Origin of the sequence: Calothrix sp. NIES-2100 (genome assembly GCF_963875285.1) — a bacterium.
Lineage (GTDB): Bacteria > Cyanobacteriota > Cyanobacteriia > Cyanobacteriales > Nostocaceae > Aulosira.
Map to the genome: position 1 here is coordinate 4,092,372 of NZ_CAWNLA010000001.1, position 13,728 is coordinate 4,106,099.

Sequence of the window (13,728 nt, forward strand, 5' to 3'; positions counted from 1 at the left end):
GTCTCTGCGCCTCTGCGTGAGACTAATTAATATTTTCAATCAGCAACGCCCAAAATCTAAATTCCCAAATTCTCCAACCCCAACCCAGATGTCAGTCGCGCTTGTGCGTTAAAAGTCGGGTCAACGGTTTGCGCGAGTTTCTCGTAATTCAAAGCCTGTTCTTTATTTCCCAATGCTTTAGCAATTATCCCTGCACGGTAGAAAATACCCGCATCTTTTGTACCTAGTTGCAAAGCGGCTTGAATTTTCGCTTGTGCATCTGCTAAACGTCCAGAACGCAACAAAGCCCAAGCTAAGGTATCCAAGGTTTGCGCATCACGGCGGATATTAATTTCGGCTTGCATTAGGGATAAAGCCTCTGCTGTATCCTGGGGATGATTCTTTTCTAATAACAATCGCGCTAACTCTCGCCGATGTCCAAAGGAACCGTTGGTGTGTCCTGTCGCATTTTCTTGGCGCAGTAAAATTTCGGCTTGGTTTAAAAGTTGACGCGCTTCTGCTTCGTTACCTTGTAATTGCTGAAGTTTAGCTTTACCTCGCAGTACAGCATGGTCGAAAATCGTGGCTGATTTTTGCGAATTGGGCAAAACTTGCGCATAGAGGCTTTCTGCTGTCTGATAATTTCCTTTGCGGGTTTCTAGTTCTGCTAAATGCAATAGTGCTAGAGGATACCTCGGTAAAATTCGTAAGGCTTCTTTGTAGAGGTTTTCAGCTAATTCTAGCTGTCCATGTTTGTAGTAAAATTGACCTAATAATACTCTTGTCCATGCGGAAGTCCCCAGTTCTCCCGGTTCTTCAGCTGCTAAAGCATATTGGAATGTCTCAATTGCAGCTTTGTCTTGTCCTTGAGCAACTAATACTAAAGCTTGTAAAGTTAAGTTACCTTGGGAGGGAAGTTTGTTGACAAGCTGATCGGCGGCGGTTTTCGCTGGTGGTAAGTTGCCCATTGCTAGGTTTGATGTTACCAAAATAGCGATCGCATTATCGTTACTGGGTTGCAATTTTAATACTTGTTCGGCAAGGCGAATGGCTTGTGTAAAATCATGTCTAGCTTGAGCGACACGAGCCAAAACTATAATTGCACCTTGATTATTGAATGGTAAATGAGATAAAGAGCGCTTGGCTGCCTGTTCTGCTAATAAATACCAGTTACTTTCTCCCGTAGCCTTAGCCATTTTTAAGTAGGTTTGAGCTAATGCTGTTAAATTCAAACCACTATCAGGATTTTCTCGAACTTTTTCTTGGTAAAAAGTAATTTCTTGTTGTAATGTCGCACGGCGATCGCTCGTACCGGGTATAGATGGGGAAAAATTGTAGCGGTAGGGTGCTTGCAGTTTCTGAGAATTGAAATGAGGTGAGATAGTAAAGAATAGGCTGGTTGCAATTGGTGCTGCAACTAATAGCCAGATAAATTTTACCGGCAATTTGTAATGAAAAAGCTGTATTTGGTTCATGGTTTTAACGCAGAGATACGCCCAGGAAAACCCCTTAATTCTTTCTTACTCCTCCCTCTCCTCCTAGGAGAGGGAGGTTGGGTGGGTGAGGTTTGACTTAATTAGGTAAAGCTAGATAAGGAAATTGCTGTACTAATGGCTGGTGTCCTTGAGATGGGTTACCAGCAGCGCCTTCGTAGGAGACGTTATCAGTAGTTACCGCTCCATTAGTCAGCACGCCTAGAGTAATATCAATCACATCATCAGTTAGTTTACGTCCGGCGACAGGAGCGCCTTTGGTATTGAGGGCATTGGCGTAACCACTAGCTACAGTAGTATCTATGCGCATCACATCGGGGAGGAATGCACCAAGGAGAGCTTTAGCACGTTCGTCATTATTACCGAGAGCTTTGAGTGTCTTTCTCGCTTCTGCTACCACAGGTTTAGCAGCAGAACTTAAATCCGCAGTTGGCGGAATGCTATTGAATGCATTCAGGAAATCGTTGGTGACAACTAAACCTTCGTTAATTCCCGGTCTAGCTAGGCGTTCAAATTGTTGGAATTTACCGCTACGATGGTCTTTGACAGAGATGGTTTCCCAGACATCAAAGGTAGTAGCATTGGTATTTCCTGCTAAAGCCGCGCGGGGAATTCTCACCACAATGGAATTGACGTTGTAGCCTTTAGCAAAGTCAATTGCTTGGTTAGCAGGACGGAAACCCACCGCAGGGCCGATACCCAAAGCACCTGCACGTACTCGAAAGAATTGTTCGACATCAAAAAAGAAGGGATCTTCCCGCAGTCCAGCAAAGACTTTGACTTTAGTATCACCCAAAGATAAGTTGTTAATAGTTGAGTTGTTCGGGTCAGTACTCAGAGGCGTAGTTCTACCTGTATCGCTTCTCTGACGACCATCGGTAACTAATGTCAGTTTAAATTGTTGTTCTCCTCTGCTGTTAGGTTCATCAAATTGAAAGCGGAGAGTGACATCTTCTTTCCCCGTGGGGGTTGCATCTCGATTGGCAACTCGACTGATTTTAAATTCATAGAGAGCATTAGTACTAAAATAATACTGCTGTCGAGCGAGCGATCGCGGATTTGTATTCATTACTAATATCAAGTCATCTTGACGCGCCGCTGGGTTTTGGTCTTGTTCGCGGAACACATATAAATCAGTGAGATTTAAATTGCGACCTTTAGTATCCACTTCACCGTCGTCATGATCGGAAGCTGTGGCGTATTTCGGTGCTGAAGTTACTAAGCTTACTGTCAGACTTAAAGCCAATAAGCTGATACCTGCAAGTATTTTTATATTGCCAAACCCAAAGCGATACCAAGTCTTTTTACTGTTTTTTGCGTGATTTTTCATGTTGGCGATTACCATAAAATTGAACTTGATTGATTTGATGTCTATATTCTGTGTAGTCAGAATGCTCACTTTCCAGACCAATCACTGCTCACTTTTTGTTTACTATTCAACTTGAGACGCAAAATCAGGCAGCATTAATTTCAAAATCAGCCTATTTTATACCAAAAACGCCATAAAATCAAAAAATTAATAGTTTATAGTGTCCGTTTTGCACTCTTTTTTGCTTTTTCCGGGTTTTTTCGGTGGTTACAACATCCAAAATAAGATATTTTGTATAAAAAAGCTCTATTTTAAAAATGAGATTACATAGATTAACCGTTGCTTGTATTGCGCTCGGAGTTTTAATTGCTACATCCAATCCTTCGCAGGCTCAAAAACGTCGTCCCAGCGGAGTCGCTTCGCTTGCAGAGATGAAATGTGAGCAAACAGGAGGTAACACAGCACCTTTTGGTAGTGGCTATTTAGCTATGAATCAAGATGTTGCTATAGGTCGTCAGTCACTTCGGGCTATAGCAGTATTGGGTGCAACTTATATGCTTGGTAGTGGCGGTGGAATTTTAGCTAAAGAACCAACACAAGTAGTTTGCTCATTGACTCCACCAACAGCTAGTTCTCCATTTAAAACTTTGATTCTGCGTTTTGGTGTAGCTGGAAAAGCTGATGGTGCATTAATGATGCGCCTATCAGTATATAAGGATGGCAATTTGTACGGTTCCCAAACTTTTGGTCATGGAGAATTGGTTCCCTGGCCAATAGATATAGCAGGAACTCGGAGCATAGCACTTGAAGCTGAATGTCTTCGTTCTGCAAATAATTATGAGTGTCCTAATATCATTTTCTTCGAGGATACGTTAAAGAAGTAAATAAATGAAGCGTAGAAAATTTATTCAATATGGTGCTTTGGGAAGTTCTTTATTTGTTGTCAATCTAGGCCTACACAATCCTCAACCAGCTAATGCCTTTCTGCTTGCACTACTAGCTCGTTCAATCTTAGGTTTTGCTTTTAGAACTTTGCTACACAGTGCTTTTGTCTCTTGGCAACGACGTAATCAACAGTGGTATGACCAACGATTAGATGCAATGTTGGCTCAAAGTAAATTTTTAAACAACAATTTCACTAATATTACTGCCGCAGAAGTTAACAACTTTCAATATTCTGTGGTTTTAGCTGCTGAACGTCGTGAACAACTGGGACACAATGTAGCTTTTGCTTTTCCTCAAATGCATAATAGCGAACCGAGTATCGCATCCTTTGCGGGGCCGGGTTCTATCGGTATGGCTATTGCAGCCAAGTACCTGCGAGAAAATGAAAGAATGACTCCTGAAGAAGTACAGTCAGCAATTTTACCTCAATATCAGGATTATAATGATTTTACTTCTTGGTCTAAGTCTACAAGCTACATAACATATTCTAATATTGCTTCCCAAAATGGTGTATTAATTGAATATCGCGCTGTCCAACCAGGGAATGGAGGTTACGGCATCATTGATGTTACTGTTAATGCAAATCGTCAAATTATAATTCCATCCATTCAAGTTAAATACGCCTAGTCATCTGACGAGGGGAATTGATGCGATCGCATTGTCGCCCGATGTAACTCAATTGCAGAGCGATGTATTAATATAACAAGTCTCGGCGATCGCATTGTTGGTCTATGGCGCATAATTAACTACACAACGTCATTGCGAAGGTGGCGTCAGCGGAATGAAGCAATCCCAACCCTTGCGATTGCTTCGCTCGCAATGACTGTAAATATTGTTGTTTAAATACTTCTAGATCTGGAGTATGGGGTTTTTCGGACTTTAGTCCAATATTACATCAATAATGCTTTGCGTTAATCTATATATTATGGGGTAAATATTTCTTCCTTTCCCTTTACCCTTTTTAATATGGTTATGCTCAATCGTTCCAGAAAACTGACCGATCGCATTAACTTTAGGGTGCTGGCGTTGATTCGCTCCGGCGTAGCCCGTCGTAGCGAAAAGTCACCAGATAAGGCTTCCTTAGATCTGAACTTTTCAAGACAGACATCGCCTCGCTGATTCTTCAAATTTGTACGGTAGACAATTTCATACTACAACTGTATTATAAAAATAAGTTATTAATCTCAATTACAAATACTACAGAAATTCGATGATCCACAAGAGCTTGTCCTCAAACATAGATAGCGCAAGACATTGCCGACCCCGCAAAGGTTTAGGCAAAAACATTGCCCTATTTGGATTTGAGGGCACATATCAATATTCAGACAGTAAATCTGCAACTGAAAGGATTGTTGAAGTGTTAGCCGCATGGCTAAATCCAGACCGACTTATAAACAGCGGGAGGTGCAAGTGCGTTCTTGTACCGCATATAAGGAAACAAGTGTCAACTACTTGACCCCCGCTTCTGATTACCAGAGACGGGGGTTATTTTTTGGGAGTGAATTCACCTATGGAAGCTCAACCACAGACTCAGAAAGCCAACATATTACAAAACTCGGTAGTGGTGTTCTCTAAGAACTACCTACCATTGGCAAGGGTTAACATTAAACGCGCTATTGTACTGTTAGTAAGCGGACAGGCAGAATCATTAGAGTTTGGCAGTACAACGCTTTGGGAAGTGCGATCGCCCAGTGTCGTACTACAAGTTCCCGAACACATTCGTCTCACAGTTGGTAATCCCGAACGTCATTGGAAAGTACCACCTGTAAACCGACGTGAAGTCCTCAAGCGTGATAGCCACAGCTGCCAATACTGTGGAAGCACCAAGCGTTTAACCCTCGACCATGTAATACCCCGTTCCAAAGGTGGACAGCATACCTGGGACAACGTTGTTACAGCTTGTGAACGTTGTAATTCTACCAAGAGCGATCGCCTTCCACATGAAGCCGGAATGGTACTCAAAACCAAACCCAAAGCGCCAATTCACCCAGCCGTCGCATTTGCCGAACAGTTCTGGAACGCACAACGCCTAACTGAGAATGAGTAATTCACTCCCCTAAACCCAGTCAGAGAGGGCAATACAGCGATTAAGTAACACCGCCCTCTCATTTCTCAAAAAAAATTTGTAGTATACCCTTGACAGCCTTGTAGTATTTATGTAGTATATATGTAGTGAAGCAAAAGAGCCTCTGCAAAAGGCACAGCGCTAACACCTCTGAACCATGAAAACTAAATAATTGCCACCCAACGTGGGGGTGTAGCTTAGTCCGGTTTAAAGCAGTCGCCTGTCGAGCGAAAGACCGTGGGTTCAAATCCCATCATCCCCGTGTAGCCTTGTGGACTAATAGAAAAGTCGCTCTGATTCTCAGTCAGAGAGAAGCGGGTGCAACTCCCGTCGAGGCTTCCAAAAATGTCCAGGTCGCCTAATGGTAGGGTATTGGTCTGCAAAACCGACTGTGCGAGTTCAATTCTCGCCCTGGACTCCAAACGTTGCAGTGTAACCTAATGGTAAGGTACTCGGCTCATAACCGAGGAAATGCGAGTTCAACTCTCGCCGCTGCGACCAAATGCAGGGATAGTGTAACGGCAGCATAAGGGTCTCCAAAACCTTTAGTCTAGGTACCCTGCGGGAAGCCGCTTCGCGTCTACAAATCCTAGTCTCTGCGTTCTACTACGTGCCCCAACATAAGAAGCTTACAAACTGGTCATCTGATTTTCTCCATCAGAGTAGGTTCAAATCCTACAGCCTCCACCAAACCTGGGGGCTGAAAAAACAGCTTCTCAAACTTGCATGTGGTAGAAATTTCACTCTTGGTGCCGTAGGCAAATTGGTAAAGCCACCTGTCTTTCAAGCAGGAGATTGCGGGTTCAATCCCCGTCGGCACTGCTGACTTGAGTTGGGATGGCAGAGAGCAGGAAAACTGATCTCTCCATTCCTTTATTTCACCGAGAAATCTCAAGTCATTACTCAAAATATATGGGTCGGCTCGCCTATTGGTGTGGGCAACGGTCTGTAAAACCGCCGCGTTTGCGTTGCTGGTTCAATTCCAGCCCGACCCATTATGGAGAGATTGCTATCGGCAGGGCAAGCTGTTTGCTAAACAGTCGTGGATGCAAGTCCACTGTGGGTTCAAATCCCTCTCTCTCCGCCTTTGAGAACGTGGTGTAACTGGATGAACACATCGGTCTACGAAACCGAAGAGTGGGGGTTCAAGTCCCTCCGTTCTCGCCTTATCCCCCGGTAACTCAGTTGGTAGAGTGCCTGTTTGAAGAACAGGAGGTCATCCGTTCAATCCGGATCTGGGGGACTGGCACATTGCCCCATAGCTCAATGGCAGAGCAAGCGGCTGTTAACCGCGAGGTTGTAGGTACCCTTCGGGAACGCTTACGCGAACGAGTCCTACTGGGGCAGCCATTCATTGCCGAGTGGACGACTTGGAAAGTCGCTGTGACTCTGAATCATAGAGAAGTTGGTTCGACCCCAACCTCGGCAACCAATTATTGCCCTGTGGTGTAACTGGCAACATCCCTCGCTTTGAACGAGGAGATTCCAGGTTCAAACCCTGGCAGGGCAGCCAAATTATGCTCCTGTAGCCCAATTGGAAGAGGCGGCTGTCTCAAAAACAGTCTATTTTGTACGGGTTCGACTCCCGTCAGGAGTACCAACGGGATGTGGCGCAACTTGGTAGCGCGGCAGCTTTGGGAGCTGAAGGTTGCAGGTTCAAATCCTGCCATTCCGACCATTTGCCCTTGTGACGAAACTGGCAAACGTGCTGGTCTTAGAAACCAGATTTTGTGGGTTCGACTCCCACCAAGGGTACTGGGCATTTGCCCAACCATACTCCCGTGGCGAAATTGGTAAACGCTTCCGTTTGAGGGACGGAATCTTTGCAGGTTCGATTCCTGTCGGGAGTACCAAATTGGGTCGTTGGCAGAGCGGATAAATAACGGCCTTGTGTATGGGGTATTGGCATAGCGGCAAGTGCATCGGACTTTTAATCCGACTCAGACAGGTTCGACTCCTGTATACCCCATAAATTTACTAAAATGAGGAAAATTATGTAATATTTATCAGCCAAAGTGTACACTGATGAAGCGTTAATTGCAGCAGTAAAAATTAGCTTGACTTACGCTGATGTTTTGAGACATCTAGGCTTGCGAATTCACAGTTCAAGATATAAGAGAGTTCAGAAAGATGTGCAGCGTTTAGGGCTTGATACTTCTCATTTCTTGAGAAGCAATGTAGGAATGTCTAATTCAAGAAAAATCGAAATACCACTTGAAGAACTTTTACTTGAGGGAACTGAAGTTCATACACATCGGCTCAAAAAAAGACTAATCAAGGCAGGGCTACTGGAGGAAAAATGTTACGAATGCGGGGTTCTTTACTGGCAAGGGAAGAAGTTATCTTTACATCTCGACCACATAGATGGAAATAGGAGAAATAATAAACTAGAAAATCTTAGACTTTTATGCCCAAATTGTCATTCACTCACAGAAACATACTGCGGCAATAAAAATAAGAAAAATAGCTATTCTTGTTTAGATTGTGGGACGCAAATATCAAGGTCTGCAATTAGGTGTAGATCCTGTTCGCATAAACACTCTGGATATGTGAAGCCAACAAAGATTGCTTGGGACAACTTAGAGGATCTCATCAAGGAAGTAGAGGCAACATCATATACGACTGTAGCTAAGCGTTTAGGCGTTAGCAGCAACGCAGTGAAAAAACACATTCGCACAAGATTGGATTAAGCAGACTTATCCAGGTTCAACCCCTGGGCGACCCAATACTAGGGCGTTTGGCAGAACGATTATGCTCCTGACTCTTAATCAGGCTGACACAGGTTCGACCCCTGTAGCGCCCACCAAATTATGCCCCTGTAACCCAATTGGAAGAGGTGCCAAACTTAAAATTTGGAAGTTGCTGGTTCAAATCCAGTCAGGGGTATCGCGGAGATAGAGCTATGGTGCGCTCTGGGGTCTCATAAGCCTTCACGTAGTAGGTTCAAATCCCGCCTCCGCTACCAAATGCTGGTGTAGCTCAATCTGGCAAAGCAACTGACTTGTAATCAGTAGGTTGCAGGTTCAACTCCTGTCACCAGCCCCAGAATGCGATCGTGGTGTAAAGGCAGCATCAGAGTCTTCCAAACTCACGGTACGAGTTCGATTCTCGTCGATCGCTCTGAACCTTAAGGTTCTTAAATGCGGGTGTGATGTAGTGGCTAGCATCTGAGTGCGCCACACTCAGCGCATGGGTTCGAGTCCCATCACTCGCTCTCGTAGCCCTGTAGCTCAATGGTGGAGCAACTGTTCTACAAACAGAGGGTTACAGGTTCAATCCCTGTCAGGGCTACCAATTGATGGGAGTGTCGCCTAATGGATGGGCATCGATCTTCTAAATCGACCGATGTAGGTTCGAGTCCTACCACTCCTGCTGTATGGGGTCATAGCTCAACTGGCTAGAGCATCCGCCTTGCAAGCGGAAGGTTAGGGGTTCAAATCCCCTTGATTCCACTGGTGGTATCTGAAGTCAAAGTGGTCGAGACGCTAGCCTGTGGAGCTAGTAATTAGGGAGTTCAAGTCTCCTCAGATACCCCTGAATGGAAGCTGTCCGGCATGGACGAGGAAACCGCCTTGAAAGCGGCTGCGGCTAACACCGTCGAGAGTTCGATTCTCTCAGCTTCCGCCTTCCACCAGAAGCCGAAAAGTGAGGCGCTGTGCTGATAACACAGATACAGGAGGGGCAGTACCTCCCTGGTGGATTCTTAAATGCGTAGAGTTGTTAACATACACCAGTGGCGCAAGCTGGATCAAATTTTATGAAGGGCGATCGCACTCAGCACAATTTAGGTACGTCTGGTTTTTAACTTCGACATTATATGAAGGTAGTATAGTTAGATTGCAAGGCTTCCTGCCTATTCAGCTAAAATCTATCCAGTGAGAGCGCGAGGCCAACGAGATTGGACGACAATTATCAAACTTACTTAAATCGGGTAGCACGAATGACGCTACCAGAAGCCTACAGATCCCAAGTCCAGCATATCCAGGAGTCTTCTAAATTTCAGCCCGATGCGGCTGGATTGAGGCAACCAGTACCATTTCCCGGCTATACGCTAATTACCCCACCGGCGGTAGAAGCAACAGAAAACTCTGCTTTCTACGCTCAATTACAAAGTTATCAACAACAATTGTTACAATTGTCAGCTAACCGTGATTTGATTGTGCCTGTACCCAATACTAGCTTTCATTTGACGCTAGCAGACTTGATTTGGGATAGTGCCTACCGTCACGTTTGTGAGGAAAACCCGAAATTTGAAGAAGAATTACGTTCTTGCATAGCTGATATCTTTCAGGACTATCAAGAATCTATTACCGCCGACAGTCAACCAATATATTGGCAAGTACTGGGACTGATAGTCATGCCAAGAGCAATAGGAGTTTGTTTAGTACCACAGGATGAGCGTTGTTACGAACAGGTGATTAAATTTCGCCGCACTGTTTATCAAAATTCTCAGTTAATGGCTTTGGGTATTGAACAACATTATCACTTCACTGCCCATATTACATTAGCTTATTTTGGAGAAATCTCACCCGAACTAGACCGGACAAATTTTAGTACACAGTTATCTGAATTGAATCAACAATGGCCGTTAAACTCACCAGACTTTTTCATAGATCGTGTTGAACTGAGAAAATTTGACGATATGACAAGCTATAATCGTCAGCCGGACTGGCCGAGTTTAGTCATTAGTCATTAGTCATTAGTCATTAGTCATTAGTCATTAGTCAATAGTCATTAGTCATGAGATTCTGGACTTTTGACTATTGATTTAGCAGAGATTATCTCCAAAATATAGATTTTATATTTAATATTCAGTCTGTTTATAAGCTAGATAAATAGCTTCTAAAAATACATCAGGTGCAACACCTGCGGGCATTTGCTCTAAGTTAATAATAGCTTGAATTTGTTGAGATAACTTTAAAGATAGAGAGGATCTTGCCCTAGGTGACATACCATTACGTCTTTGTAAATACTCTCGAATCACAGCAAAATCATCTGGTAATAATGGTGATAAATCAGCAATTTGTATCAGTTCTTCATGAAGTGATTTTGCTTGTTCGGAAATAGTTAAAGTCGCTGAACCACTAGGTATTTGGTCTTGAATGACAATTGTACCTGCGGCGAAATCACCCAAGCGCTTTTCTTGACGACCCAACATAATTAAAAAAGCACCGATAAATAAAAACTCGTCTAGGGGACGTAGCAAACCACGTAAAACTGCTTGTTGTAGTCCAATTGGTCTACCATCATCTCGCACAACCCGAATTTTAGCAAAGCGTTTACCAAGGGTTTGCCCTTGCCAGAGAGTTTCAAAAAATACAAAATAACCTGAATAAATAGCAAACGTGATCAGCAAAGCGATCGCGATCATCCACAAACCTAAATTAGCGCCGAAAACTTTTACCCAAAAATCTGATAATTGTACTATAATTACCCAAAAAATAATGTAAAACCCCAGTAAAATTAAAGCCAAAATGTGATAGTCAATCAGCAAAGCCCAAGCGCGATTACCAATTCCCGCCAGGGTAAATTCTAGTTCTACACTTTCTGGGGTACGGAATTTAACACGGTTAAAAAGGTGCATAAGCAATTTAAAATTCTATGATAAGGCAGGTGGCAGTGGTTCGACTTCGCGGTAGTTGAATCTCGACTTCTCTGCGAGACGCTACGCGCTAAGCGAAGCTATGCCGAAGGCTTTACGCTCGATTACCGCGTAGTCGAAACTCACCAACCAGATAGAAGCTAGTAGTCATAAACTATGTACAATAAGAACCAATGACTAATGACAAATGACTATTGACTAAACACTTAAATATCGCGATCGCGTAACTTCAAGCCTAAGCCTTCGCGCCGACTGCGCAGGTCATAATAAATCACAGCTTTGATGGTTTGCCAAAATGGTACAATCACCGCTCCACTGGCAAAACTTAACCCCAAGATGAGCAAGAAGACAAGCACAGACACGGCGCTATTTCCTTGTTGCATCAAAGGCATAAAAATTAGCTGAATAATCGTCGATAAAATTTGCAGCAAAATTTGAATGGGTATTGTGATCAAAAAAGCTACAAACCCGATCAATAAAATCCGCCACACGTAACCTTGAGTTAACTCCCAACTACGACCGATAGTTGAAGTCGCATCAACGTTATCCTCAATTGCAAGCGGTACATCCACTAAATAAAAACGTGTCAACAGCCATAAAATTCCCACAAATGCTGCCAAACCTAAAACCAAGGCAATTAAACCCACGAGAAAAGCAGCAGCAGGACTGGTTTGTTGAGCTATCCCGCCCACTACTACAGCCGCTAAAACGCCAATTAAAACAAATACAAACCCAACACCAAAGACAACTCCCATAGCGACAATCAACATTAACAGCATTGTCATTAAAAACTGCCATAATCGGGAATTAACAAAACTTTCACCAGCAGCAATACTTTCAGGTTGATCGACCAAATCACCAAAAGCCAAACGGGAAATCAATGCTGTTAGGGCATAAAACTTTGCCCACCCATAAATTGGAACTAGTATCCAAAGATAAGCCCTAAGAGCTAGTAAAAAGTATTCCTTGAGGTGAGAACGATACAATCGTATTCCTGCGCTCACGACATTTCCCACACTGAGAGGTTGCATAGGGCTGGGAGAACCAAAATCACCAGACATGATGTTAAATTTTCCTTGCAAGTACGGAGATGAATTGAGGCTATCTTAAAGTACACTCAACCCAATCCTCCTAAAATTTATGAATATTCAACGTTGGATTGCACGACGAGAAATAAATTGGCAGCGTTTGGACAACCTTTTGCGCCAGGTAGAAAAAAAAGGGCTAAAATCACTGCGAACAGGGGAAATTCGGGAATTAGCCAGTTTATATCGTTCAGTAGCGGCAGATCTCGCACGCGCCCGGACTCAGAAAGTCGGCAACACTTTGATACATAGTTTACAATCTTTAACAACTCGCGCTTATACGCAGATTTATCAAGGTTCGCGACGACAAGAATGGCAAGCTGTAGTGGAATTCTACAAACGGGGCTTACCGGCTGTAGTACAGCAAACATTTGCATACATCGTTGCGGCTACTTTGTTGTTTTTGTTGGGGGCGTTAGTTGCTTGGTGGTACGCTTGGCAAGATCCCAGCTTTATGCCCCTCATCGTACCCGAAAGCTTAATTTCTCGTGTGCGAGACGATCATAAATTGTGGATGGGTTCGATTGTTGGCATTGAACCCCTAGCATCCAGCAGTATTATGATTAATAACTTGTCGGTTTCCTTTGGGGCTGTTGCTGGTGGGATGACAGCTGGGGCATATACAGCATATTTAATGATATTTAATGGCTTATTAATTGGTGCTATTGGTACTTTGGTAGGACAAAATCATCTCGCCTATCCCTTTTGGGCATTTGTGTTTCCACATGGTTCTCTAGAATTACCAGCTATCTTTTTCGCTGGTGGTGCAGGATTGCTAATAGGAAAGGCGATTTTATTCCCAGGTAAATACCGTCGTCGTGATGCACTCAAATTCTATGGTTCCCAAGCGGTGCAGTTAGTATTTGGAATTGTGCCAATGTTAATTATTGCTGGTACTATCGAAGGTTTTTTCTCCCCCAATCCCAGTGTGCCAGATGCTTTCAAGTATCTTGTTGGTATGGGGTTATTTGTCATTTTGGTAATGTATTGTAGTCGCAATCCTAAAATTAAAGATAATTAAGCACTTCGTAGTTAGGACTTCAGTTTTAATATTTGTCGGTTAAGGAGGAAAGAGGAAAGGGGAAGAAAACCTTTAACTCTTACCTTTAATATTTTCTCCAAACGAAACTCCAAGTAGAAAATTCTATCTCTTGCAGTATTGACTTTATTCCAGGATTTTGAATTGCTTAGTGCTGACTACGAAGTATTAATATTTTTTACCGTGATAGGTGTTTACTTAAGTGTTGCTA

The 13,728-nt window shown here is 43.4% G+C and carries 11 protein-coding genes and 28 tRNA genes; 35 read left to right on the top strand and 4 right to left on the bottom strand.

The annotated features are described in order from the left end of the window. Positions 1 to 56 precede the first annotated feature (56 nt). Positions 57 to 1,454 (bottom strand): tetratricopeptide repeat protein, encoded by a 1,398-nt coding sequence (locus AACU32_RS16565; protein ID WP_096601264.1) that lies wholly within the window; start codon positions 1,452 to 1,454, stop codon positions 57 to 59. Positions 1,455 to 1,551: 97 nt separating this feature from the next. Beyond that, a complete protein-coding gene (locus tag AACU32_RS16570; RefSeq protein ID WP_096601266.1) occupies positions 1,552 to 2,802 on the bottom strand; it encodes a DUF4331 family protein in 1,251 nt (416 codons plus the stop codon). A gap of 296 nt (positions 2,803 to 3,098) precedes the next feature. Here AACU32_RS16570 and AACU32_RS16575 point away from each other — a divergent pair, with 296 nt between their 5' ends. The 34 genes from AACU32_RS16575 to AACU32_RS16740 all read left to right on the top strand — a co-directional run bounded on the left by AACU32_RS16575 (position 3,099) and on the right by AACU32_RS16740 (position 10,487). Next, the gene (locus AACU32_RS16575) at positions 3,099 to 3,665 is read left to right on the top strand and encodes a hypothetical protein (protein ID WP_096601268.1); all 567 of its coding nucleotides are present in this window, start codon (positions 3,099 to 3,101) and stop codon (positions 3,663 to 3,665) included. Between the two features lie 4 nt (positions 3,666 to 3,669). Further along, positions 3,670 to 4,353: a hypothetical protein gene (locus tag AACU32_RS16580; protein WP_096601270.1), complete on the top strand. Its 684-nt coding sequence runs from the start codon at positions 3,670 to 3,672 to the stop codon at positions 4,351 to 4,353. Between the two features lie 345 nt (positions 4,354 to 4,698). Further along, positions 4,699 to 4,845 (top strand): hypothetical protein, encoded by a 147-nt coding sequence (locus AACU32_RS16585; RefSeq protein ID WP_339377976.1) that lies wholly within the window; start codon positions 4,699 to 4,701, stop codon positions 4,843 to 4,845. A gap of 391 nt (positions 4,846 to 5,236) precedes the next feature. Then, a complete protein-coding gene (locus AACU32_RS16590; protein ID WP_096601272.1) occupies positions 5,237 to 5,773 on the top strand; it encodes an HNH endonuclease in 537 nt (178 codons plus the stop codon). 204 nt (positions 5,774 to 5,977) lie between these two features. Continuing rightward, positions 5,978 to 6,053, top strand: a tRNA-Asp gene (locus AACU32_RS16595). 3 nt (positions 6,054 to 6,056) lie between these two features. Beyond that, positions 6,057 to 6,133: transfer RNA gene (locus tag AACU32_RS16600), tRNA-Glu, on the top strand. Positions 6,134 to 6,138: 5 nt separating this feature from the next. Beyond that, positions 6,139 to 6,212 (top strand) — tRNA-Cys (locus AACU32_RS16605). A gap of 5 nt (positions 6,213 to 6,217) precedes the next feature. Further along, a tRNA-Ile gene (locus AACU32_RS16610) sits at positions 6,218 to 6,292 on the top strand. A 3-nt stretch (positions 6,293 to 6,295) separates the two neighbouring features. Then, positions 6,296 to 6,392, top strand: a tRNA-Trp gene (locus tag AACU32_RS16615). Positions 6,393 to 6,539: 147 nt separating this feature from the next. Next, a tRNA-Glu gene (locus tag AACU32_RS16620) sits at positions 6,540 to 6,613 on the top strand. Positions 6,614 to 6,705: 92 nt separating this feature from the next. Next, positions 6,706 to 6,786, top strand: a tRNA-Tyr gene (locus tag AACU32_RS16625). 4 nt (positions 6,787 to 6,790) lie between these two features. Beyond that, positions 6,791 to 6,875 (top strand) — tRNA-Ser (locus AACU32_RS16630). A 5-nt stretch (positions 6,876 to 6,880) separates the two neighbouring features. Beyond that, positions 6,881 to 6,955, top strand: a tRNA-Arg gene (locus AACU32_RS16635). 6 nt (positions 6,956 to 6,961) lie between these two features. Then, positions 6,962 to 7,034, top strand: a tRNA-Phe gene (locus tag AACU32_RS16640). Positions 7,035 to 7,043: 9 nt separating this feature from the next. Beyond that, positions 7,044 to 7,141: transfer RNA gene (locus tag AACU32_RS16645), tRNA-Asn, on the top strand. A gap of 5 nt (positions 7,142 to 7,146) precedes the next feature. Beyond that, positions 7,147 to 7,223, top strand: a tRNA-Gln gene (locus tag AACU32_RS16650). Between the two features lie 5 nt (positions 7,224 to 7,228). After that, positions 7,229 to 7,304: transfer RNA gene (locus AACU32_RS16655), tRNA-Gln, on the top strand. Between the two features lie 6 nt (positions 7,305 to 7,310). Beyond that, positions 7,311 to 7,391: transfer RNA gene (locus AACU32_RS16660), tRNA-Leu, on the top strand. 1 nt (position 7,392) lies between these two features. Beyond that, positions 7,393 to 7,469, top strand: a tRNA-Pro gene (locus tag AACU32_RS16665). 3 nt (positions 7,470 to 7,472) lie between these two features. Beyond that, positions 7,473 to 7,546: transfer RNA gene (locus AACU32_RS16670), tRNA-Leu, on the top strand. 20 nt (positions 7,547 to 7,566) lie between these two features. Continuing rightward, a tRNA-Leu gene (locus AACU32_RS16675) sits at positions 7,567 to 7,644 on the top strand. Positions 7,645 to 7,687: 43 nt separating this feature from the next. Next, positions 7,688 to 7,760 (top strand) — tRNA-Lys (locus AACU32_RS16680). A gap of 46 nt (positions 7,761 to 7,806) precedes the next feature. After that, positions 7,807 to 8,481, top strand: a complete 675-nt coding sequence (locus tag AACU32_RS16685) for an HNH endonuclease (protein WP_096601274.1) — start codon at positions 7,807 to 7,809, stop codon at positions 8,479 to 8,481. A gap of 41 nt (positions 8,482 to 8,522) precedes the next feature. Then, positions 8,523 to 8,597, top strand: a tRNA-Lys gene (locus AACU32_RS16690). A 6-nt stretch (positions 8,598 to 8,603) separates the two neighbouring features. Next, positions 8,604 to 8,677 (top strand) — tRNA-Leu (locus AACU32_RS16695). Positions 8,678 to 8,759: 82 nt separating this feature from the next. Next, positions 8,760 to 8,836 (top strand) — tRNA-Thr (locus AACU32_RS16700). Between the two features lie 4 nt (positions 8,837 to 8,840). Further along, positions 8,841 to 8,911 (top strand) — tRNA-Gly (locus AACU32_RS16705). 22 nt (positions 8,912 to 8,933) lie between these two features. Next, positions 8,934 to 9,005: transfer RNA gene (locus AACU32_RS16710), tRNA-Gly, on the top strand. Between the two features lie 5 nt (positions 9,006 to 9,010). Next, positions 9,011 to 9,085, top strand: a tRNA-Val gene (locus tag AACU32_RS16715). Positions 9,086 to 9,091: 6 nt separating this feature from the next. Then, positions 9,092 to 9,163 (top strand) — tRNA-Arg (locus AACU32_RS16720). 6 nt (positions 9,164 to 9,169) lie between these two features. Then, a tRNA-Ala gene (locus tag AACU32_RS16725) sits at positions 9,170 to 9,243 on the top strand. A 6-nt stretch (positions 9,244 to 9,249) separates the two neighbouring features. Continuing rightward, a tRNA-His gene (locus tag AACU32_RS16730) sits at positions 9,250 to 9,324 on the top strand. Positions 9,325 to 9,331: 7 nt separating this feature from the next. Continuing rightward, positions 9,332 to 9,415, top strand: a tRNA-Ser gene (locus AACU32_RS16735). A 274-nt stretch (positions 9,416 to 9,689) separates the two neighbouring features. Then, a complete protein-coding gene (locus AACU32_RS16740) occupies positions 9,690 to 10,487 on the top strand; it encodes a DUF1868 domain-containing protein (protein WP_339377977.1) in 798 nt (265 codons plus the stop codon). 108 nt (positions 10,488 to 10,595) lie between these two features. Here the strand turns inward: AACU32_RS16740 and AACU32_RS16745 are convergent, their stop codons facing one another. Together AACU32_RS16745 and AACU32_RS16750 are read right to left on the bottom strand one after the other, a co-directional pair. Next, positions 10,596 to 11,375, bottom strand: a complete 780-nt coding sequence (locus tag AACU32_RS16745; RefSeq protein ID WP_096601278.1) for an RDD family protein — start codon at positions 11,373 to 11,375, stop codon at positions 10,596 to 10,598. Positions 11,376 to 11,599: 224 nt separating this feature from the next. Then, positions 11,600 to 12,454, bottom strand: a complete 855-nt coding sequence (locus tag AACU32_RS16750) for a DUF975 domain-containing protein (RefSeq protein ID WP_096601280.1) — start codon at positions 12,452 to 12,454, stop codon at positions 11,600 to 11,602. A gap of 79 nt (positions 12,455 to 12,533) precedes the next feature. Between AACU32_RS16750 and AACU32_RS16755 the strand changes: the two genes are divergently transcribed. After that, positions 12,534 to 13,499, top strand: a complete 966-nt coding sequence (locus AACU32_RS16755) for a stage II sporulation protein M (protein WP_096601282.1) — start codon at positions 12,534 to 12,536, stop codon at positions 13,497 to 13,499. The last annotated feature ends 229 nt before the right edge of the window (positions 13,500 to 13,728 follow it).